Origin of the sequence: Paraburkholderia hayleyella (genome assembly GCF_009455685.1) — a bacterium.
GTDB lineage: Bacteria > Pseudomonadota > Gammaproteobacteria > Burkholderiales > Burkholderiaceae > Paraburkholderia > Paraburkholderia hayleyella.
Genome location: NZ_QPES01000001.1, coordinates 3,115,944 through 3,136,264, shown reverse-complemented (window position 1 = coordinate 3,136,264; position 20,321 = coordinate 3,115,944). Strand labels below are relative to the sequence as shown.

The 20,321-nt window shown below is 59.9% G+C and carries 20 protein-coding genes; 7 read left to right on the top strand and 13 right to left on the bottom strand.

The genetic code is table 11. From position 1 onward, the window contains the following. Nucleotide 1: 1 nt before the first annotated feature. From rapZ to kdsD, 10 genes are all read right to left on the bottom strand, one after another. Complete coding sequence (gene rapZ, locus GH657_RS13795; protein WP_153101443.1) at nt 2–895, bottom strand: RNase adapter RapZ; 894 nt, start codon at nt 893–895, stop codon at nt 2–4. 101 nt (nt 896–996) lie between these two features. Further along, the gene (gene hprK / locus GH657_RS13790) at nt 997–1,965 is read right to left on the bottom strand and encodes an HPr(Ser) kinase/phosphatase (protein ID WP_153101442.1); all 969 of its coding nucleotides are present in this window, start codon (nt 1,963–1,965) and stop codon (nt 997–999) included. 102 nt (nt 1,966–2,067) lie between these two features. Continuing rightward, a complete protein-coding gene (locus GH657_RS13785; protein ID WP_153101441.1) occupies nt 2,068–2,583 on the bottom strand; it encodes a PTS sugar transporter subunit IIA in 516 nt (171 codons plus the stop codon). Nucleotides 2,584–2,904: 321 nt separating this feature from the next. Further along, a complete protein-coding gene (gene hpf / locus GH657_RS13780; protein WP_153101440.1) occupies nt 2,905–3,258 on the bottom strand; it encodes a ribosome hibernation-promoting factor, HPF/YfiA family in 354 nt (117 codons plus the stop codon). A 165-nt stretch (nt 3,259–3,423) separates the two neighbouring features. Further along, nucleotides 3,424–4,932 (bottom strand): RNA polymerase factor sigma-54, encoded by a 1,509-nt coding sequence (locus GH657_RS13775; RefSeq protein WP_153101439.1) that lies wholly within the window; start codon nt 4,930–4,932, stop codon nt 3,424–3,426. Between the two features lie 172 nt (nt 4,933–5,104). Next, nucleotides 5,105–5,884 (bottom strand): LPS export ABC transporter ATP-binding protein, encoded by a 780-nt coding sequence (gene lptB / locus GH657_RS13770; protein WP_153101438.1) that lies wholly within the window; start codon nt 5,882–5,884, stop codon nt 5,105–5,107. Then, complete coding sequence (gene lptA / locus GH657_RS13765; protein WP_153101437.1) at nt 5,881–6,552, bottom strand: lipopolysaccharide transport periplasmic protein LptA; 672 nt, start codon at nt 6,550–6,552, stop codon at nt 5,881–5,883. The genes lptB and lptA overlap by 4 nt, the downstream gene beginning before the upstream one ends. 40 nt (nt 6,553–6,592) lie before the next feature. Then, entirely contained in the window at nt 6,593–7,186 is a 594-nt protein-coding gene (gene lptC / locus GH657_RS13760) for an LPS export ABC transporter periplasmic protein LptC (protein ID WP_153101436.1), read from the bottom strand. Nucleotides 7,187–7,192: 6 nt separating this feature from the next. Beyond that, nucleotides 7,193–7,732 (bottom strand): KdsC family phosphatase, encoded by a 540-nt coding sequence (locus tag GH657_RS13755; RefSeq protein ID WP_153101435.1) that lies wholly within the window; start codon nt 7,730–7,732, stop codon nt 7,193–7,195. Beyond that, nucleotides 7,732–8,715, bottom strand: a complete 984-nt coding sequence (gene kdsD / locus GH657_RS13750) for an arabinose 5-phosphate isomerase KdsD (RefSeq protein WP_153101434.1) — start codon at nt 8,713–8,715, stop codon at nt 7,732–7,734. Before kdsD ends, GH657_RS13755 begins: the two co-directional genes overlap by 1 nt. A gap of 139 nt (nt 8,716–8,854) precedes the next feature. Here kdsD and GH657_RS13745 point away from each other — a divergent pair, with 139 nt between their 5' ends. Genes GH657_RS13745 through purU form a run of 5 tightly spaced genes read left to right on the top strand, consistent with a single transcriptional unit; the run spans nt 8,855 to nt 13,930 of the window. Continuing rightward, entirely contained in the window at nt 8,855–10,858 is a 2,004-nt protein-coding gene (locus tag GH657_RS13745; RefSeq protein WP_153101433.1) for a monovalent cation:proton antiporter family protein, read from the top strand. Between the two features lie 36 nt (nt 10,859–10,894). Further along, entirely contained in the window at nt 10,895–11,461 is a 567-nt protein-coding gene (locus GH657_RS13740; protein WP_153101432.1) for an adenine phosphoribosyltransferase, read from the top strand. Nucleotides 11,462–11,518: 57 nt separating this feature from the next. After that, complete coding sequence (locus GH657_RS13735) at nt 11,519–12,133, top strand: LysE family translocator (protein ID WP_153101431.1); 615 nt, start codon at nt 11,519–11,521, stop codon at nt 12,131–12,133. 41 nt (nt 12,134–12,174) lie between these two features. Further along, a complete protein-coding gene (locus tag GH657_RS13730; RefSeq protein ID WP_153101430.1) occupies nt 12,175–13,029 on the top strand; it encodes an NUDIX hydrolase in 855 nt (284 codons plus the stop codon). A gap of 31 nt (nt 13,030–13,060) precedes the next feature. Continuing rightward, a complete protein-coding gene (gene purU, locus GH657_RS13725; protein ID WP_153101429.1) occupies nt 13,061–13,930 on the top strand; it encodes a formyltetrahydrofolate deformylase in 870 nt (289 codons plus the stop codon). A 72-nt stretch (nt 13,931–14,002) separates the two neighbouring features. Here the strand turns inward: purU and GH657_RS13720 are convergent, their stop codons facing one another. The 3 genes from GH657_RS13720 to GH657_RS13710 all read right to left on the bottom strand — a co-directional run bounded on the left by GH657_RS13720 (nt 14,003) and on the right by GH657_RS13710 (nt 18,342). Continuing rightward, complete coding sequence (locus GH657_RS13720) at nt 14,003–15,091, bottom strand: AI-2E family transporter (protein WP_153101428.1); 1,089 nt, start codon at nt 15,089–15,091, stop codon at nt 14,003–14,005. Nucleotides 15,092–15,137: 46 nt separating this feature from the next. Further along, nucleotides 15,138–18,020: an excinuclease ABC subunit UvrA gene (gene uvrA / locus GH657_RS13715; protein ID WP_153101427.1), complete on the bottom strand. Its 2,883-nt coding sequence runs from the start codon at nt 18,018–18,020 to the stop codon at nt 15,138–15,140. 184 nt (nt 18,021–18,204) lie between these two features. Next, nucleotides 18,205–18,342 (bottom strand): hypothetical protein, encoded by a 138-nt coding sequence (locus GH657_RS13710; RefSeq protein ID WP_153101426.1) that lies wholly within the window; start codon nt 18,340–18,342, stop codon nt 18,205–18,207. A gap of 80 nt (nt 18,343–18,422) precedes the next feature. Between GH657_RS13710 and GH657_RS13705 the strand changes: the two genes are divergently transcribed. Then, nucleotides 18,423–19,610, top strand: a complete 1,188-nt coding sequence (locus GH657_RS13705; RefSeq protein WP_153101425.1) for an MFS transporter — start codon at nt 18,423–18,425, stop codon at nt 19,608–19,610. A 116-nt stretch (nt 19,611–19,726) separates the two neighbouring features. Continuing rightward, complete coding sequence (locus GH657_RS13700; protein WP_153101424.1) at nt 19,727–20,257, top strand: single-stranded DNA-binding protein; 531 nt, start codon at nt 19,727–19,729, stop codon at nt 20,255–20,257. Nucleotides 20,258–20,321: the final 64 nt, after the last annotated feature.

Genomic DNA, 20,321 nt, shown 5'->3' with positions numbered 1-20,321 from the left:
GTCAGGTGAGCAGCCTGGATGATTCGTCGAGGTTCAAGGGGGCATCGCGGTGCCGTACGATCACGTTGGCCTGGCCCGCGAGGCGCTCTGCCAGCGTCTCGGCGATGAATACCGAACGATGCTGACCGCCGGTGCAGCCGATGGCGACAGTCAGATAGCTGCGGTTGTCGTCGCGGAAATGGGGGAGCCATTTGACAAGAAATGCCTGAATATCGTCGATCATGTCATGCACGACAGGCTGAGCATCGAGAAAATCGATTACGGGCTGGTCGCGTCCTGTCAGCGGGCGCAATTCGTGGTCGTAGTACGGATTGGGCAGCGTACGCACGTCGAAGACAAAATCGGCATCGAGTGGCACGCCGCGCTTGAAGCCAAACGATTCGAACATCAGTGCGAGGCCGGTGTGTTCCTGTTCGATAAAACGTTTGACCCAGGCGCGAAGCACATTCGCCCTCAGGTTGCTGGTGTCGATCTGATGACCGAATTCGGCCAGGCCCGCGACCAGTTCACGTTCGCGCTCGATGGCTTCTTCGAGCGAGGTGAGCAGGCCGACATCGGCATCCTGCGCGGTTGAGCCAGAAAGCGGATGGCGCCGGCGAGTTTCAGAAAAACGTTGAATCAGCGACTGGGTGCTGGCGTTCAGAAACAGCACGCGAACATCGTGCTCGCGCGAAAGATCGTGGATCATCGCGGGCATTTCGTCGAGTGAAGCGCTGGAGCGGGCGTCGATTGCCACGGCGAGACGTTCTTGCCCTGCATCGGCCAGATAGGCGGTCAGTTGTGGCAAAAAGCGCGGCGGCAAATTATCGACGCAGTAATAACCCGCATCTTCGAGTGCATTGAGTGCAACCGATTTGCCCGAACCAGAAATGCCAGTGATCAGAATAATGCGCATGGAATCGTCAACCCAGTTCGTTTCATCATAGCATCGGTCCTGGGTTGCACGAACCTATGCGCTGGCTGTGCGAATCGAATGGTAGCTGGCCTGGCTCCAGCTCAGATCAGCTTGCCGGGGAACTGGCTTTCCGGGTCTTGCATGGCAAGGCGCTGACGGTTCATGAAGTCGCGCAAGGTATCAATGCCACGCAATTGCAAGATCGTATTGCGCACCGCCGCTTCGACGAGTACCGCGAGGTTGCGTCCTGCCGCGACCTGAATCGTCACCTTGCTGATTGGCAGGCCGAGCACATCGACGGTCTGGCTTTCTAGTGGCAGGCGCTGAAACTCGCCATCCGGGCGGCGAACAAGCTGAACAATCAGTTTCAGTTTCATTTTGCGGCGCACGGCTGTCTCGCCGAAGATTGTCTTGATGTCGAGCAAACCGAGGCCGCGGACTTCAAGCAGATTTTGCAAGAGCGGCGGGCAACGGCCGTCGACGAAATCGGGCCCGAGACGCACGAAATCGACCGCATCGTCAGCCACGAGACCATGGCCGCGGCTGATGAGCTCAAGGCCCAGCTCGCTTTTGCCCAAGCCCGAATCACCGGTCAGCAGCACACCCATGCCGAGAATATCGAGAAATACGCCATGCAAGGTGGCGCGAGGCGCGAGGATGCGCGACATATAAAGCCGCAGGCTGTCGATCACCGCGGCAGCGGACATGGGGGTCGTGAACAGCGGCGTGGAAGAGCGGGTGCAGCGCAGCACCAGTTCGGGCGGAGTGACGATGCCGCCTGCGACCACCAGAAACGGAGGCTCAAGTGCGATCAGCTCAGCCATATGGCGCGAGCGGTCTTCTTCGGACTGGCGTTGGTAATAGTCGATTTCGGCTTCGCCGAGAAGCTGAATACGATTGGGGTGAATCAGATTCAGGTGGCCGACGAGATCGGCGCTTGAGGTGGCATTAGCGACGGTTTCGGCCGAAAACCCGCGTTCCCAGCCTTCGTGCCCAGTTAGCCAGCTTAGTTTCAGGCTGGCGGCGTTGTCGTCGAAAATACTTTGCGCATTGATGCTGGACGTATCCATGAGTGCCGTGACTCCAGTGTGGGCCGGGCGCGTCGCTGTTGTCTGAGGGGGCTTCGTACCAATAGCGATGCGGTTGCGCGCTGGCCAGATGCCGTCAATGCATCAAGGTTGCCATTGTGTGAGTAGACGATGCAAGGTTTCGCGGTCTTCTTCTGTGTGCAGGCGCTCGCGTGTTTCCCGGTCGGACAGCAGTTGGGCGATCTCGGACAGGATTTCAAGGTGTTGTTGCGTGGCCTGTTCCGGCACAAGCAGAAAAATCAGTAGCGAGACGGGTTGCCCATCGGGCGATTCGAATGGGATAGGCGCCGCAAGCCGGACGAATGCGGCCAGTGGATGCTTCAGACCCTTTATCCGGCCATGCGGGATAGCCACGCCTTCACCCAGTCCTGTTGATCCGAGGCGCTCGCGCGCGAAGAGATTGTCAGTGACCGTGCTGCGGGCGATGCCATTCTGATTTTCGAAAATCAGGCCTGCTTGCTCGAAGACGCGCTTCTTGCTCGTGACGGAGAGCCCGATGACGACGTTCTCGATGGGGAGGAATTTGGCTAAGCGATTCATGTTGGCAGGCGGAAGGGAGGCCTGGATTTTCCTCTCTGCGGGATGTGAGTGGCGTTCCATTCTCTACAGGGGCATCACGGCAATGTATGACGAAGTCTGAAATCAGCGAAATCTGACTAAATGAACGGTTTGATCAATTAGTAAGTAATCGGGGCATTATAGAGCAGCACGGGTATGTGCGGTGCATGACCGACACGATTGCGCTACGGGCCCCGAACGATTTCCAGTTGCAGGGTTCGCCTTCAGACTTCGGACAAGAGGTTTCGCCATAATGAACCGGCACAGACGGCTTGAAAATAACCTGAACTAAAAAATGAATGGCCAATTAAAAACCGCCCAGTGGGGGCGGTTTGATGCAGGCTCGGCTGCGGTGATGCCTGTTTATTGCGGCGGCACTTCGAGTAGCGCAGCTAGCGGCTGATGTTTGATCGCTTCATGCTGGTGGCCTTGCAGGCGATCCTTGTGACGAATGACTTGCCGGTCGAGTTTGTCGATGACCAGATCAATCGCCGCGTACATATCGCTCTCGGCACTTTCGACAAAAATATCTTTGCCTTTCAGATGAAGATTGATTTCAATCTTCTGCCTTTTTTCCTTTTGATTGTCGACCGAGAGGACCACACTGCCATCGATAACCTGATCGAAGTGCCGTAGCACTCTGTCTAGCTTGGCGATCACGTATTCGCGCAACGCAGGCGTTACTTCGAGATGGTGTCCACTGATCTGCAGATTCATAGTGCTTCTCCAAACGATTAGCCGTAGATCCTCATGAGGGCAGCGGTACTCGCTGATTGGGTTGTATTCCAGCCATTGCGGACGGGAATCGGGAATCCGATCAGCCAGCCTGTGCCACCCCAATGGGGTACGGCCGGGAAAATACCCGCCACGGTAAGCAGCGGGCTACAAAGACTTGCGCAGATTGACCGCTGGAATTTTGAGCGTTTCGCGGTATTTGGCCACGGTGCGCCGGGCGACCACGAAACCCTGTTCAGCTAGCAGTTCGGCGATGCGGCTGTCTGAAAGAGGCGTGACAGGGTTTTCTGCTCCTATTAATTGCTTGATGAGTGCGCGAATTGCTGTGGAAGAAGCCGCGCCCCCGGTATCCGTTGAAACGTGTGAGCCGAAGAAGTATTTGAACTCAAGCGTGCCAAAAGGAGTGAGCAGGTACTTACCAGTTGTGACACGGGAAACCGTTGATTCGTGTAGCCCCAGCGTATCAGCAATTTCCCGCAAAACCAAGGGGCGCATGGCGATTTCGCCGTGCAGGAAAAAGCTCTTTTGCCGCTCGACGATGGCTTGCGCCACACGCAGGATCGTGTCGAATCTTTGCTGGATGTTTTTGATCAGCCAGCGGGCTTCCTGAAGCTGTTGACGCAGCGAACCACTGCCGGGATCGCTGCGGTTGTTGCGCAGGATATTGGCGTACAGGTGATTGATGCGCAGCCTGGGCATGATTTCGGGATTGAGTTCCGCTTGCCAGCCTTGGGCCGTCTTGCGAACCAGCACGTCGGGCACGACATAGTCGGCTTCGCTTTTGCCGTACATCGCGCCAGGAAAGGGTTCAAGCGAGCGGATCAGGGCGTGGGCCTCACGCAATGCATCGTCGTCGGCCTTCAGGCGCCGGCGCAGCCGGATGAAATCACGCGCGGCGAGCAGTTCAAGGTGATGCTCGACGATCTCCAGGGCGAGTGTGCGGGTGGGTGAGGCATCGAGCCGTAATAGCTGCAGCTTGAGGCATTCGGATGCGGAGCGCGCTCCGACGCCCGCCGGATCAAAGCTATGCAGCAACGCGAGCGCGGCTTTCAGCTCATCTGCATCGACTTCCAGTTCGTCTGGCAAATCGGCCAGTATTTCTTCAAATGCCGCTATGAGATAGCCATCGTCGTCAAGGGATTCGATCAGAAAGGTGACAAGCGCGCGGTCGCGCGGGCTTGCCTGTGTGACGCACAACTGGGTGTTCAGATGATCGCGCAACGAGGTGCTGGACTCGTGAACCTGAAGCGGTGGCAGATCATCGTCGTCGGACGCGCTGCTGGAGCGGCCATAGTCGTCGAGATTCCATTGGCTGGTGTCCGCGCTGTTGTCAGCCGCGAGGCCGTTGTATTCGTCAACGCCCTGGGGCTCTCCGGCTTCGCTGTTGGTGTTCGTGCTGGAAGGGGACGATGTATGGCTGGCCGACTCGGGCTCGGCGTTGCCGCGAGTCTGTGTCACAAGCGAGCCATCCGCTGCTACGCGTAATGGGCTGGCGATCCAGTCGTCTTCGTTTTCGAGCAGCGGGTTTTGCGCAATCGCCATAGCGACTTCCTGCTGTAGCTCAAGCGTAGATAACTGAAGCAGCCGGATGGACTGCTGCAGTTGGGGAGTCAGCGCAAGATGCTGCGAGAGGCGGAGTTGGAGGCTAGCTTTCATGGCGAATTGAGACTCATTGTAATGAGTTTGCCAAGTCCGCGATACCTGCGGCAGCCGTAAAAAGACGGGCCGTACTTAGGGTTTGGGATGATCCGGACACGGGTTGCGACGACTTGCCGCAGCCGTGCCGAATGCGCTGCCGACGCCCGCAGCGGTGTTGCGCAGCGCTGGGCTACATGCGGAAATGCTCACCCAGATAGACGCGCCGTACGTTCTCGTTTTCGATGATCTCGTCCGGCGCGCCTGCGGCCAGCACGCTGCCATCGCTAATGATGTAGGCGTGATCGCAGATGCCGAGAGTCTCACGCACGTTGTGATCGGTGATGAGTACGCCGATATTGCGCTGTTTCAGGAATTTGACGATTTTCTGAATTTCCAGCACGGCGATCGGATCGACACCGGCGAACGGTTCGTCGAGCAAGATAAAGCTCGGATTCGTGGCCAGAGCACGCGCTATTTCGACTCGGCGGCGCTCTCCTCCTGAGAGCGAGAGCGCAGGGTTGTCGCGCAGGTGAGCGATTTGCAGTTCGTCGAGCAAGGCTTCGGCGCGCGCGGTGATGGCGTCTTTGGAGAGCCGCTTGCCGTTATCTTCGTGTTGCAGTTCGAGTACCGCGCGGATGTTGTCTTCAACCGTCAGCTTGCGAAACACCGAAGCTTCCTGCGGCAAATACGACAGGCCAAGCGACGCGCGCTTATATATAGGCAGCAGGCTAATGGACTTGCCGTCCAGATCGATGTCGCCGCCGTCGAGCGGCACCAGCCCGACGATCATGTAAAACGACGTCGTTTTACCTGCGCCGTTCGGCCCCAGCAGGCCGACGACTTCGCCGCTTTTCACACTGAGCGAGACGTCCTTGACGACCGTGCGGGAACCATAACGTTTTTTCAGGTTGCGCACGACCAGCGAACTGCTCGTGCCTGCAGGCTTGCGATGGGGAAGCGGGGTGTTCACGGCGAGGTGGATCCTTGGCCCTGCAACTGGCGCGAGGGCGTGAGCGTGACGGGGGCGCCATTGAGCGGGGCGGGACCGCCATTGCGCGGCGAGAGCATCGCGCGTACCCGGCCATTGGGGTTGCCCGGCCCGACGACATCCTTGCCCGCGCGGGCGGTGTAGAAATCGTTCTGGCCATCATAAGTAATGACGCTGCCGTGGACCTGGTCCATCAGCGTCGACAGCCCTTGCAGGCGGCGCACGGTGGCACGGGTGGTCAACGTGGTGAGATCGCGCTTGCCATCGTAATCAATGCGTTCCGCGTCACCTTCGATGTATTCGTTAACGCCGTCGCGTTTCTGGCGGAAATAAGCGAGATTTTTGCCGCTCGACGTGCTGGTGGCGTACTGGTAGCCCTGAGGATCTTGCGAGACTTCGACGCGATCACCCTTGATCAGGATCGTGCCTTTGGTCGCCACCACATGCCCGGTGAAGATGTTGATCTGTTTCAGATCGTCATAGGTCATGTTGTCCGCTTCAACATTGAGCGGCTTGTCCTTGTCAGCACGTTCGGCCTGCGCAAGTGACGCAAGACCACCGAGCAGCAGCGCGATCAGTGCCGTCGCCGCGGCGCGAGGCGCACATGCGCGGCGAGGAGGGCTGGCAGCTAAAGGGAGGGATGAATTCATGCTTGAGTCGTGCATTAACGCCTGGAGTGGATTGCCCGGGTTATTGCGTTGGACTGCCGTCGGATGCGGCGATCGAGCCCTTCACATTGCCAAACAGGCGCATTTCCCGGGTGACGTTGTTGTAGTTCATACCGCTGGCTGTCATGACTGACAGGCCGCGCTGAAGTTTAACCGGCTTTTCCGTCTCGATTACATCGTCGTTCACAAGGATCCGGAAATGCTCGGAGTCAGCCTGCATCTGCGGGTCGCCGTTGCCCGGCGCACGCACCATGCGGGCGTTGTCGTACAGGTCGACGATGGAGGCATCGCCATTGATCGTGCCGCGCTGCGCCGTGGTGGTAACGATCGGTTTGTTGGGCTGGAAAGCGCGGATCGCTGGATGGGTCAGGTCGCTTTTTTCATCGTCTTCGTAGTGGACGAGGTGCGTGGCCGTTAGCCGGTACTGCGTTGCGCCAGTCTGGTCAAGCTCGGAAACCGAAAAGTTATCGGCGAAATAATCGGGTGTATGGGTTTTAGGCTTGGCCACGCCTTCGTTGGGCGGCGGTAGCGTCGCCTGAAGCAGCCACCAGGTCGTACCTGCCAGCGCGGCCATGGCCACGAGCGGAAGAATCGAAGTCAGGCGAAACGGCGGCATCCGGCTTTAGTCTCCGCAGGCGCGCTGTAGCAGCGCATCGTAGTGCTGCTGGGCACGCAGCAGGAATTCACAGACGCTGCGGGCCGCGCCGTGACCGCCACGCGCCTCGCTGACCCAGTGTGCCCGTACGCTGACTTCAGGGTGCGCATTAGCGGGGGCGGCGGCAAAGCCCACTTTGAGCATCACCGCGAGATCGGGCCAGTCGTCGCCCATATAGCCGCAGGCCTCTGCTGCAACGCCGGTTTGCGCTAGCAAGTCGGCAAAGGCCACGGTTTTGTCGTGCACACCCTGATATAGATGGGTGATGCGTAATTCGCGCGCACGTGCGGCGACAATGCCGGATTCGCGCCCCGTGATGATTGCCGTGGCGATATTGGCCTCACGCAGCATCCTGAGGCCGTGGCCATCGAGCGAATTAAACGATTTCATCGTGTCGCCCTCAGCGGTAAACAGCAGGCCGCCATCGGTCAGCACGCCATCGACGTCGAAAATCATCAGCTTCACGCGGCTGGCGCGTTCGGTGGCGGTCAACGCGCAAGCGTTCATCAGATTACCTTTTTCGAAAACAGGTCATGCATGTTGAGCGCGCCGATGAGTTTGCCTGCTTCATCGGTGACCAGCATCTGGTTGATGCGGTGCCGCTCCATTAATTCGACGGCTTCCACTGCCAGATGATCGGGGCCGATCGCGCGGGGATGAGGGGTCATGACAGAGTGAATGGGCAAGTCGCGGAAATCGCCACTGCGCTCAAGCACCCGGCGCAAATCGCCGTCGGTGAAGATGCCCAGTACCCGCTGTTCGTTATCGACAACCGCGGTCATGCCCATGCGTTTGGCCGTGAGCTGGAACAGCGCATCGCGCAAGGAGGCGTCGGGCGTGACCTGAGGCAGTTCGTCGCCCGTGCGCATTACGTCGCGGACGTAGGTCAGCAAACGTCGGCCGAGTGCGCCGCCAGGATGCGAGCGGGCGAAATCGTCGGCACCGAAGCCGCGCGCATCGAGTACCGCGACCGCCAGGGCATCGCCTAGCGCGAGCGCGGCGGTCGTGCTCGCGGTGGGGGCGAGGTTGAGCGGGCAGGCTTCTTTGGCGACGCCGGCATTCAGATGAACATCCGCCAGTTGCGCGAGGCTCGAAGCCGGCCGGCCCGTGAGCGCGATCAGCTTCGCGCCGAGGCGTTTGATCAGTGGCAGGATGGCGATGAGTTCTTCGGATTCGCCCGAGTTGGAGAGTGCGATGAAGACATCGTCCGAGGTGACCATGCCGAGGTCGCCGTGGCTGGCTTCCGCAGGATGGACGAAGAACGCCGGAGTGCCCGTGCTAGCCAGTGTGGCTGCCAGTTTGCGGGCGATATGGCCAGATTTTCCGATGCCGGAAACTACAACCCGGCCACGGCATTGCAGGATGAATTCGATGGCTTCGATGAAGCCTTCGTCAAGCTGATGACGAAGCGCGCGCACGGCGTCTGCTTCGATGTCCAGTACTTCGCGCGCCAGCACTAACGCCCGGTCGCCATTGATTTTCGCTATCATTCGCGGAGTATATCAAAGGCGTTTGTTCGCCGCGCTCGCCCTACCGGGCTGGGTTGCAGCCTCCACCGGCCCCTTGACCTCAACGCGTGCCATGCGCGCGCGTGATGGTTCCGCTGACGAATGAGGACGCTTTTTCCTGATGATTTCCCCGCTTGAAATGACGCTGTTTTTGCTGCTGGCCTCAGTCGCAGGCGTCGTACTGTTTCGCTACCTTAATTTGCCACCGATGCTCGGTTATCTGAGTGTGGGCATTGTCGTGGGCCCGCACGCGCTGGGGCTCATCCCCGATTCGGCCGGCGCGCAGAACCTGGCCGAGTTTGGCGTCGTGTTTCTGATGTTCTCGATCGGGCTGGAGTTTTCGCTGTCGAAACTGCGCTCGATGCGCCGCCTGGTGTTTGGACTGGGCCTGCTGCAGGTGCTGGGTACGATTGCGGTCGCGCTGGCTCTGGGGGTCGTGCTGGAGCGCTGGGTGCATATCACGTGGCAGGCGAGTATTGCGCTGGGCGGCGCGCTGGCAATGTCGTCCACCGCGATTGTCAGCAAGATGCTCGCCGAGCGGCTCGAAATCGAAACGGAGCACGGCCGCAATATTTTTGGCGTGCTGCTGTTTCAGGATTTGGCCGTGGTGCCGCTGCTGATCGTGATTGCCGCCTTCGGCAGTGATTCGAAGCATCTGGTCGAGGCGCTGGGCCTCGCGGCGATGAAAATTGTGATTGCGCTGGCGCTGCTGCTGATCGTCGGCCAGCGCTTCATGACGCGCTGGTTCAACGTGGTAGTGCGGCGCCGCTCGCAGGAGCTGTTCACGCTGAACTTGCTGCTGGTCACGCTGGGGGCGGCATTTATTACCGACAAGTTTGGCCTGTCGCTGGCGCTGGGCGCATTTATCGCCGGCATGCTGATCGCCGAGACCCCGTACCGGCATCAGGTTGAAGAAGACATCAAGCCGTTTCGTGACGTGTTGCTCGGGCTCTTTTTCGTCACGACCGGGATGCTGCTCAATCCCCGTGTGATCTTGGAACATCCGCTGATCGTGCTGGGCTTTGTGCTCGGTCCGATGCTCTTGAAGCTGGTAATGATTACCGGTTTGTCGCGTCTTTTCGGGGCTTCGCCTGGCGTGGCGATGCGCACCGGGATCGGGCTGGCCCAGGCCGGCGAATTCGGTTTCGTGCTGCTGAACCTGATTCTCGACAAGCATCTGGTCGACGCGACCCTGCTTCAGGCGATTCTCGCCGCGATGCTGCTGTCGATGCTGGCTGCGCCATTCCTGATTCAAAACGCTGATCGCATCGTGTTGCGGCTGTCGTCGACCGAATGGATGCAGCAGTCGTTGCAAATGACGCGCATCGCCACGCAAAGCCTCAAGCAAAGCGGCCACGTGATTATCTGCGGTTATGGCCGGGCGGGGCAAAACCTTGCGCGCATGCTGGAGCACGAAGGCCTGGCGTATGTCGCGCTCGATCTCGACCCGGACCGCGTGGCGGCTGCCGCCGCGGCGGGTGAATCGGTGGTGTTTGGTGATGCGGGGCGGCGCGAATCGCTGCTCGCCGCCGGTATCCATCGCGCGGCCACCGTGGCGATCACTTACGCTAATACCTCTTCGGCACTGCGTGTGCTGCATAACATTCATGAGCTTGAACCGACGCTGCCTGTCATTGTGCGCACGGTGGATGACGCCGATCTCGACCGGCTGCTGGCCGCAGGGGCGACCGAAGTGATTCCAGAAATTGTCGAAGGCAGCCTGATGCTGGCCTCGCATACGCTGGTGCTGATGGGCGTGCCGATGCGGCGCGTGGTGCGGCGCGTCGAAGAAATGCGCGATGAGCGCTACAGCTTGCTACGCGGTTATTTCCATGGCGCGGATGACATCGATGACGACGATGGCCACGAACAGGTACGACTACAATCCGTGCCGGTCGATGAGAAGGCCGATGCCGTGGGGCGCACGCTGGCGGAACTGGGGCTTTTTGGTCACGGTGTGGAAGTCACGGCGATCCGGCGGCACGGAATCCGGGGTGTCGAGCCTGATCCCGAGACGAAGCTGCGCGCGAGCGATATCGTCGTGCTGCGTGGCTTGCCCGAGGCGCTGGCAAGTGCGGAAGAGCGTTTGTTAAAGCCGCGCCGGGCGGGCGCGGTGGCGGTTTGATCTGGCTGAGTCGGAATTATTCGGGAGGAAGGCAGTATGTCCAATGCGCCAGGGTGCGCGCCGTGCGATGCGGCGGGCTTCATCAGAAGCCGGATTCGAACGGTGCCCGACTGGCCGCAACCGGGTGTGCAGTTTCGTGACATCACACCGCTGCTGCAAGAGGCGAGATCGTTACGGGTGCTGGTCGATCTCTTCGTGCAGCGCTATATCGGCGCCCGGCTTGATGCGATTGCGGGGCTGGACGCGCGAGGCTTCATCATCGGGCCAATTTTGGCGTATGAGCTGAATCTCGGTTTCATTCCGATCCGCAAGGCGGGCAAGCTGCCTTTTCGCACCGTCGCACAGTCTTATCAACTGGAATATGGCACGGCTACTGTCGAAATTCATGAAGATGCGTGTTCGGCGGGCGAGCGGATCGTACTGGTTGATGACCTGATCGCCACGGGGGGCACGATGATGGCGGGCAAAATCTTGCTGGAGCGCTTAGGCGCGGTGGTGGTCGAAGGCGCGGCGATCGTCGATCTGCCTGAGCTAGGCGGCTCCCGGTTGTTGCGCGCGGCGGGCTTGCCGCTTTATACGGTGACCGAATTCGATGGACACTAGGCCATCAGGTTCAAATCCGGCGCTCTCATATTTCTTTCTGTCCATTCCATCCCGTCGATGCCGAATTTCCTGCTGTTTCTTGTGACGTCGCTCGCGGTGACGTTTGCCCCAGGCCCCGACAACATGCAGGTGCTGGCGCGCGGTATTGCACAAGGCCGCGCGGCGGGGCTGGTGGCCGCGTTGGGCTTTGCCGCTGGCGTGACGTTTCATACGACGCTGGCTGCGCTGGGGGTGGCTGCACTCTTGCGCGCTGCGCCGCTGGCGTTTCAGGCGATCAAGTTGGCGGGGGGCGCTTATCTCGTGTGGATCGGCCTCAAGGCATTGCGCAGTCATGGGCTGGCCACGGCCCATCAGCGGCCGCCGCAGCCGTTGATGTCGATCTTTCGCCAGAGCGTGCTCGGCAACATGATGAATCCCAAGGTGACGCTGTTTTTTGTCGTGTTCCTGCCGCAGTTCGTCGATCCTCATGGCGCGCAGGGCATCACGTTGCAGATGCTCGAACTCGGTGCGTTGTTCATGCTGCAAACGCTGATCGTGTTCTCGCTCATCGGCGTGGGCGCGGGCATGATCGGTTCGTGGCTCAGGCGGCGTCCGCGTGCGGGCCTGTGGCTTGACCGTCTCGCGGGCGTGACCTTTATTGCACTGGGTCTTCGTGTGGCGTTGCGTGACTGACCTGCCGCAGAAGCGTTGGCCTGATCTTGCCGGAGTTCCTTATGACCTTGCCTTGTCTGACGCTGGCGCGCCGTTTTGATGTGCGTTTGCATCGGCCCTTCTGGATGGCGGATCAGGCCGTTGGCTGGATTCGTGCCAGCGATGTCCCATTGCTGGCACGCTGGCCCGATGTGTTCGCGCTAGACCACGCTCGCGTGACGCTGCAGCCGGGCTTCGATACGGTTGAGCGCCGTAGCGCAGCGCTGGGCTCGGTGATCGGCGCACTGGCCGCTGAAGGCCGGATCGTGGGCTGGCGCGATGAAACCTACGCTATCCGTAACACTTTTGAGGCGCCTCCCATAGCGTATATCGAACGCGCGGCTTCCCGTTTTTTTGGGACGATGACGTATGCAGTGCATCTGAATGGCATCGTAGAATGTGCCGCTTGCGCGCCGCAGATGTGGATCGCCCGGCGCAGCGAGAGCAAGGCGACGGACCCTGGCATGCTCGATAACGTGGTGGCGGGCGGAATTGGCTGGGGGCTGGACGCCCGCGCGACGCTTATCAAGGAATGCTGGGAAGAAGCGGGCATTGCAGCGGAACTCGCCGCTCTGGCACAGCCAGGACGCACGTTGCACGTGCTGCAAGCGCTGCCGGAAGGGACCCAGGCGGAGCAGATATTCGTCTACGACCTTGCGTTGCCAGAAGATTTCACGCCGCGCAATCAGGATGGCGAAGTGGCGGAGCACCGGCTGGCACGGCTCGAAGAGCTGCTACGCTGGATTGGCGAAGGCACGATGACCGTGGATGCGAGCTTGGCGACGCTGGATTGTCTGTTGCGTCACCGCTGGATCGAGCCGCAACCGGGCCTCGAAATTGCGCCGCTATTCAAGCCGCCTGTGTTGCCGGCGGAGTAAATCATCAGGTTTGAAGGGGGTTACACAGGTCATGTCGGCCGATCACAGTTTTATTCTCAAGTTGTCGTGCGCTGACCGGCCCGGCATTGTTCACGCGGTCTCGGGTTTTTTGTTCGAGCGTGGCAGCAATATTCTCGACTCCGCCCAGTTTGGCGATAGCCATACGGGCGAGTTTTTCATGCGAGTGCATTTTCAGCAGACGGGGAGCGGCCCCGGACTGGAGGCATTCCGCGCCGCTTTCAGCGTGCTGGCTGAGCCTTTCGGCATGCGCTGGGAACTGCATGACGCTGCGGTGAAGCCGCGCGTTGTCATCATGGTGTCGAAGATCGGCCATTGCCTGAACGACTTGCTGTTCCGCTATCGCACAGGCCAGTTGGGCATCGAGATCTCTGCGATTATCTCGAACCACAAGACGTTCTATCAGTTGGCTGCGAGCTATGACATTCCATTTCATCATTTCCCATTGGGTGAGCCAGGGGCTCAGAACAAGGCTGCGCAAGAAGCGCGCGTGCTCGAAGTGATCGACGGGGTGCAGGCTGATCTGGTGGTGCTGGCGCGTTATATGCAGATTTTGTCGCCGCAGTTATGCGAACAGCTGATGGGTCGTGCAATCAATATTCATCATTCGTTTTTGCCGAGCTTCAAAGGCGCGAAGCCGTATTACCAGGCATTTGACCGGGGCGTGAAGCTGATTGGCGCGACGGCGCATTATGTGACGACCGATCTCGACGAGGGCCCGATCATCGAGCAGGAGGTGGAGCGGGTCGATCACAGCATGACGCCCGAGCAGCTCACCGCGATTGGCCGCGATGTCGAATGCGTGACGTTGGCGAGAGCGGTGAAGTGGCATGTCGAACACCGCATCGTGCTGAATGGCAGCAAGACGGTGGTGTTTCGCTGACGGGCATTGCTTGATGCGGGATTGATGCGGTTTTTATGGGGCAGAAGACCTGTGCCGACCTGTGTCGCGTGTTCAAACCAGCCGCAGGTAAATCAGTTCGCGTTTGATATACGCGTAAAACACCGGCGCGGCGATCACGCCCGGAATGCCGAATGTCGCTTCCATGACCAGCATCGCCACGAGCAGCTCCCACGTGCGCGCTTCGATCTGGCCACCCACGATGCGCGCATTGAGAAAGTATTCGAACTTGTGAATCACGATCAGAAACACCAGCGAGGTGATGGCCGCCGGAAAACTCACCGAGAGGGCAACCGCGACGATTAGCGTGTTCGAGATCAGGTTGCCGATTACAGGTAGCAAGCCGACGATGAACGTTACCAATACCAGTGTTTTGGATAACGGGAGGGAGGCGTGAAAGAGCGGCAGCAGCACGAGCAGGTAAAGGCCGGTGAACACGGCATTGATCGCCGAAATCTTTACCTGGGCGAACACAATGCGGCGAAAAGCATCGGCAAAACGGCTAACCCGGGTGACCAGTGCCGTGGACAGCGGCAGCCGGTGTGAATGATGGTGCTCGCTGCTAATGGCGATGATCGCGCCGATGATCATGCCGATCAGCACATGCGTAAAAATGCGCGCGGCGTTTTTGCCGCCTTGCTGTAACTGGTTGGCATGCGCGTGCATGAGCGCGGCGGCTTTGAGCTTCATTTGCTCGGTATCGACCGGCAAGTAGGTCGTGATGAATTCGGGTAACTGCTTGCGTGCCTGGTCGACTAGCTGCATGGCCTGGTTCAGCAGCTTCTGGGCGCTGGGTACATCGTTTTCGAAATGTTCGATGATGCCGATCGTCAGGCCCGTCAGCGCACCGACAATCACCACCGACAGCAAAACGACCGAGAGCCAGCGCGCTCGCTGGCTCGACATGTGTTTTTCAATCGACGGTGCAATAGTGTGCACCAGTTGATAAACCAGCAGCCCCGCCAGCAAGGCGCCGAGCAGCCGTTGATGCAACACCACCCAGAGGGCGATCAGCATCAGCACGTAGCTGCCGGCCTCGACGGCGGACAGGCGCGGCAGGGTCATGTCGCGGGTTAGTCTGACCGGTCGCGGCGACGGGCTTTGCGCGGGCGCGTCATCAGGGGTGTCGTGAGGCCTGGTCATGAATGGGTACGTCTCCAGACGGGGTTGGGTTGGCTGGCGGCTGACATTACTGGCCGTGGCTGCGGCTGGTGTTGCGCTTGAGCAGCGTCGCCAGATACTTGCCGGTAAAACTGGCTTTTGACCGGGAGACTTCTTCGGGTGTCCCCTGGGCGATGATCTGGCCGCCCCCCGCGCCGCCTTCGGGCCCGAGATCAATGACCCAGTCAGCGGTTTTGATGACATCGAGATTGTGTTCGATGATGACCACCGTATTGCCTTGGTCGCGCAAACGATGAATGACCTCGAGCAGCAGCGCGATGTCATGAAAGTGCAAGCCGGTGGTGGGCTCATCAAGAATATAGAGTGTGCGACCCGTGTCGCGCTTGCTCAGTTCCAGAGAAAGTTTTACCCGCTGTGCTTCACCGCCTGACAGCGTGGTGGCGGACTGCCCCAGGCGGATGTAACCGAGGCCCACGTCGAGCAGCGTTTTGAGCTTGCGCGCGACCACCGGCACGGGTTTGAAGAATTCGTAGGCGTTCTCGACCGTCATGTCGAGCACCTCGCTGATGTTCCTGCCCTTGTATTGCACGTCCAGGGTTTCGCGGTTGTAGCGCTTGCCGTGGCAGACATCGCAGGGCACGTAGACGTCGGGCAGAAAATGCATTTCGACTTTCAGCATGCCGTCGCCCTGGCATGATTCGCAGCGCCCACCCTTGACGTTGAACGAGAAGCGGCCCGGATCGTAGCCGCGCTCCTTCGCTGTGGGCACGCTGGCGAAAAGTTCGCGGATCGGCGTGAACAGGCCCGTATACGTGGCGGGGTTCGAGCGCGGCGTGCGGCCGATGGGCGACTGATCGACGTTGATCACTTTGTCGAAGTGTTCGAGGCCTTCAATGGCTTCGTAGGGCGCGGGTTCCGCGGACGAGCCATACAGGTGATGGGCGACCGCGTGATACAGCGTGTCGTTGATGAGCGTTGACTTGCCTGAGCCCGAGACGCCCGTGACGCAGGTCAGCAGGCCAACCGGCAGATCGAGCGTGACGCGTTGCAGGTTATTGCCATGGGCTTCGATGATGCGCAGGCGACGCTCGTCCGGGGCGGTGCGCGTGTCTGGACAGCCGATGTCGCGCTCGCCGGACAGGTATTGCCCCGTGACGGAGTTGGGATTGGCCTGCACTTCACTGGGCGTGCCTTCAGCAATGATGGCGCCGCCATGTTCACCGGCACCCGGTCCCATGTCGACGACATAATCGGCCATGCGGATCATGTCCTCGTCATGTTCGACGACGATTACTGAATTGCCGAGATCGCGCAGATGCTTGAGCGTCTGGATGAGCCGGTCGTTGTCGCGCTGATGCAGCCCGATGGATGGCTCATCCAGCACGTACATCACGCCCGTCAGGCCAGAGCCGATCTGCGAGGCTAGCCGGATGCGTTGTGCTTCGCCCCCGGAAAGCGTTTCGGCGCTGCGATCGAGCGACAGGTAATCGAGCCCGACGTTATTCAGAAACGTCAGGCGCGCGATGATTTCCTTGATGACCTTGTCCGCGATCTCGCGCTTGGCGCCTTCGAGCCGCAACGTCTGGAAGTAACCCAGCGCCTCGCGCAGCGGCGTGCCACTGACTTCGAAAATGCCACGGGCGCTGTCACCGGAGCCGATACGCACGAAGCGCGCTTCACGGCGCAAACGCGTGCCGTCGCAGGCGGGGCAGGGCTGGTTGTTCTGGTATTTGGCGAGTTCTTCGCGTACCGCCGATGAATCGGTTTCGCGGTAACGCCGCTCGAGGTTTGGGATGATCCCTTCGAACACATGCTCGCGCACGCTCGCACGGCCGCGCTCGTTGATATACGAGAACGGAATGGCTTGTTTGCCCGAGCCGTACAGCAGGATTTTTCTGACTTTTTCGGGGAGGTCTTCGAAAGCGGTGTCGATATCGAATTCGAAGAATGCCGCGAGGCTTTGCAACATCTGGAAGTAAAACTGGTTGCGCCGGTCCCAGCCCTTGACCGCGCCCGCCGCGAGCGAGAGCGAGGGGTGTGCCACGACCCGTTTTGGATCGAAGAACGTAATTTGGCCGAGGCCGTCGCATTCCGGGCAGGCGCCCATCGGGTTATTGAACGAAAAAAGTCTCGGTTCCAGTTCCTGAAGCGAATACGAGCACACTGGGCAGGCAAACTTCGAGCTGAACAGATGGGCCTGGTCGGTATCCATCTCAAGCGCGATGGCGCGGCCCTCGGCGAGGCGCAGTGCGGTTTCGAACGATTCGGCGAGGCGCTGCTTCATGTCGGCGCGAACCTTGAGCCGGTCGACGACGACATCGATCGAATGCTTGTCGTTCTTTTTTAGTGTGGGCAGGGCGTCGATCTCGTGGATTTGCGCCACGCCCTCGTGCGCGGCGCCACCGCCCGAACGAATGCGAAACCGGATGAAACCTTGCGCCTGCATTGCCTCGAACAGTTCGGCATGCTCGCCCTTGCGATCCACGACAACGGGAGCCAGGATCATGAGCCTGGTGTCTTCGGGCAGTGCTAGCGCCGCGTCCACCATTTGCGACACGCTTTGCGCTTCGAGCGGAATGTTGTGCTCCGGGCAATAGGGCGTGCCGACCCGCGCGTAGAGCAAACGCAGGTAATCGTGGATTTCGGTAACGGTGCCGACTGTTGAGCGTGGATTGTGCGAAGTTGCCTTTTGCTCAATCGAAATGGCGGGCGAAAGCCCTTCAATCAGATCGACATCGGGCTTTTCCATCAATTGCAGAAACTGCCGGGCATAAGCCGACAGGCTCTCAACGTAGCGCCGCTGGCCCTCCGCATAGAGCGTGTCAAATGCCAGCGACGATTTTCCCGAGCCGGACAGGCCGGTAATCACAATCAGCTTGTGACGCGGCAAGTCGAGATTGATGTTCTTCAGGTTGTGGGTGCGCGCCCCACGGATACGGATTTGTTCCATGAACCTGTGGAAAGAGAATGGGGCTAAACCTGCTACTATAACGGCTTTTGCAGGCCGTCGTTATGGCTTCCTGAGGGGCTTCCTGAGGGGCTTCCTGAGGGGCTTCCTGAGGGGCTTCAGGAAGTCCTTCCTGAAGGGCCGTCGCCGGGGCTACACACTGGGTCCGCAGTTAGCCCAATGAGTGTCATGTTAAGCGGCGAATGCACTTCATCGAGGTCAGGTGTTGCAACGACGAGGCAACGACCAGGCAATGCCCGCCCTGGGCTGCAACCTGCGGCAGGTTCGAGTGCCTGGGCACCGGCCATGCCGATGTCAACGCCATTGTCGGGCTCCTGCGTTGCGCTGGCCCCGTAGCGCAGTTATTCCGCCGTAGTCTACCCATTCGAAATCCACACCCGATCGATGTCCAATCTGTCCGCGACCCATTCACGCATGAGCGCGCCTGAGTTGCGCGCGACCCTCTCGCTGGCTGCGATTTTCGCATTGCGCATGCTGGGGCTGTTCATGATCATGCCGGTGTTTTCGGTCTATGCGAAAACCATCCCCGGCGGCGATGACGTATTTCTGGTGGGGCTGGCGCTTGGCGCTTATGGCGTGACGCAATCGCTGCTCTATATTTTTTACGGCTGGATTTCGGACAAGGTGGGTCGCAAGCCGGTCATCATCACCGGCTTGCTGATTTTCGCGCTGGGCAGTTTTATTGCCGCGATGGCACAGGATATGACCTGGATCATCGTTGGACGGGTCATTCAAGGGATGGGCGCGGTTTCTTCCGCCGTGATCGCGTTTATCGCCGATCTCACCTCTGAAGCAAACCGTACCAAGGCGATGGCCATGGTGGGCGGCAGCATTGGTGTGTCGTTTGCCGTGGCGATTGTCGGTGCGCCGATGGTGTTCCACTGGATCGGCATGAGCGGTTTGTTTACGCTGGTCGGCCTGCTTTCGCTTCTGGCCGTGGGTCTCGTGCTGTGGGTGGTGCCTGACGCGCCCAAGCCGGTTCACGTGCGTGCGCCATTTGCCGAAGTGCTGCGCAACATTGAACTGCTGCGGCTGAACTTTGGCGTGTTCGCGCTACATGCCACGCAAATCGCACTGTTTTTGGTGGTGCCGCGCATCCTCGAAGCCGTCGGGCTGCCCATCGCATCGCACTGGAAGGTGTATTTGCCCGTGATGGGGCTGTCTTTCGTGATGATGGTTCCGGCGATCATCGCCGCTGAAAAGCGCGGCAAGATGAAGGCGGTGCTGCTGGGCGCAATCGCACTCATACTAATCGGCCAATTGCTATTGGGTGCTGCGCCCCATACCATTCTTGGCGTGGCGGCGATTCTCTTCGTCTATTTTCTCGGCTTCAATATTCTTGAAGCATCGCAGCCGTCGCTGGTGTCGAAGCTCGCACCCGGCACGCGCAAGGGTGCGGCCATGGGCGTGTACAACACGACCCAGTCGCTTGGGCTCGCGCTGGGCGGTGTGCTGGGCGGGTGGCTGCTGAAAATCGACGGGCCGAGCGCCGTGTTCTACGGCTGCTCAGCACTGGTTGCCTGCTGGCTTATAATCGCCGCGAACATGAAATCGCCGCCACGCAAGACGTAGCAGCCTCCGGCACCTATCCCGGCGGCGGCCCGCACGGTGCGGTGCAAAGTCCCACACGGGGTCATCACAGCCATGCGCGGCCAGGCCGCCCGAACCCGATTCAACAGGAGAAATACATGGCATCCGTGAACAAGGTCATTCTCGTCGGCAATCTCGGAGCCGATCCGGAAGTCCGTTATCTTCCGAGCGGCGATGCAGTGGCCAACATCCGTCTCGCCACGACCGACCGGTACAAGGACAAAACCTCGGGCGAAATGAAAGAAATGACGGAGTGGCATCGCATCTCATTCTTTGGTCGTCTGGCCGAAATCGTTTCGGAATATTTGAAGAAAGGCTCGTCGGTTTATATCGAAGGGCGTTTGCGCACGCGCAAATGGCAAGCTCAGGATGGCACCGACCGCTACTCGACCGAAATCGTGGCCGATCAGATGCAAATGCTGGGCGGGCGAGGCGGGGCGATGGGAGGGGCTCCGGGTGGCGATGACGGCGGGTATAGCCGTGGCGAGCCAGCTGAACGGGGCGGTGGTGCACGGGCTGGGGGTGGTGCAGGCGGTAGCGCGGCACGCAGTGGTGGCGGTGCTTCGAGCCGCCCGGCAGCGCCTGCTGGCGGTGGCTTCGACGAGATGGACGACGATATTCCGTTCTAGGCGGAGCCGAGGTTTTTAATGCATGGGTGACGTTTCGTTGTGGCGAGAGAGCAGATCTCTGTCT

Coding starts and splice junctions, on each gene's coding strand:
- rapZ (WP_153101443.1), bottom strand. CDS start 895: ATGCGCATTATTCTGATCACTGGCATTTCTGGTTCGGGCAAATCGGTT.
- hprK (WP_153101442.1), bottom strand. CDS start 1,965: ATGGATACGTCCAGCATCAATGCGCAAAGTATTTTCGACGACAACGCC.
- GH657_RS13785 (WP_153101441.1), bottom strand. CDS start 2,583: ATGGAACGCCACTCACATCCCGCAGAGAGGAAAATCCAGGCCTCCCTT.
- hpf (WP_153101440.1), bottom strand. CDS start 3,258: ATGAATCTGCAGATCAGTGGACACCATCTCGAAGTAACGCCTGCGTTG.
- GH657_RS13775 (WP_153101439.1), bottom strand. CDS start 4,932: ATGAAAGCTAGCCTCCAACTCCGCCTCTCGCAGCATCTTGCGCTGACT.
- lptA (WP_153101437.1), bottom strand. CDS start 6,552: ATGAATTCATCCCTCCCTTTAGCTGCCAGCCCTCCTCGCCGCGCATGT.
- lptC (WP_153101436.1), bottom strand. CDS start 7,186: ATGCCGCCGTTTCGCCTGACTTCGATTCTTCCGCTCGTGGCCATGGCC.
- GH657_RS13755 (WP_153101435.1), bottom strand. CDS start 7,732: ATGAACGCTTGCGCGTTGACCGCCACCGAACGCGCCAGCCGCGTGAAG.
- kdsD (WP_153101434.1), bottom strand. CDS start 8,715: ATGATAGCGAAAATCAATGGCGACCGGGCGTTAGTGCTGGCGCGCGAA.
- GH657_RS13745 (WP_153101433.1), top strand. CDS start 8,855: ATGATTTCCCCGCTTGAAATGACGCTGTTTTTGCTGCTGGCCTCAGTC.
- GH657_RS13740 (WP_153101432.1), top strand. CDS start 10,895: ATGTCCAATGCGCCAGGGTGCGCGCCGTGCGATGCGGCGGGCTTCATC.
- GH657_RS13735 (WP_153101431.1), top strand. CDS start 11,519: ATGCCGAATTTCCTGCTGTTTCTTGTGACGTCGCTCGCGGTGACGTTT.
- GH657_RS13730 (WP_153101430.1), top strand. CDS start 12,175: ATGACCTTGCCTTGTCTGACGCTGGCGCGCCGTTTTGATGTGCGTTTG.
- purU (WP_153101429.1), top strand. CDS start 13,061: ATGTCGGCCGATCACAGTTTTATTCTCAAGTTGTCGTGCGCTGACCGG.
- GH657_RS13720 (WP_153101428.1), bottom strand. CDS start 15,091: ATGACCAGGCCTCACGACACCCCTGATGACGCGCCCGCGCAAAGCCCG.
- uvrA (WP_153101427.1), bottom strand. CDS start 18,020: ATGGAACAAATCCGTATCCGTGGGGCGCGCACCCACAACCTGAAGAAC.
- GH657_RS13710 (WP_153101426.1), bottom strand. CDS start 18,342: ATGGCGTTGACATCGGCATGGCCGGTGCCCAGGCACTCGAACCTGCCG.
- GH657_RS13705 (WP_153101425.1), top strand. CDS start 18,423: ATGTCCAATCTGTCCGCGACCCATTCACGCATGAGCGCGCCTGAGTTG.
- GH657_RS13700 (WP_153101424.1), top strand. CDS start 19,727: ATGGCATCCGTGAACAAGGTCATTCTCGTCGGCAATCTCGGAGCCGAT.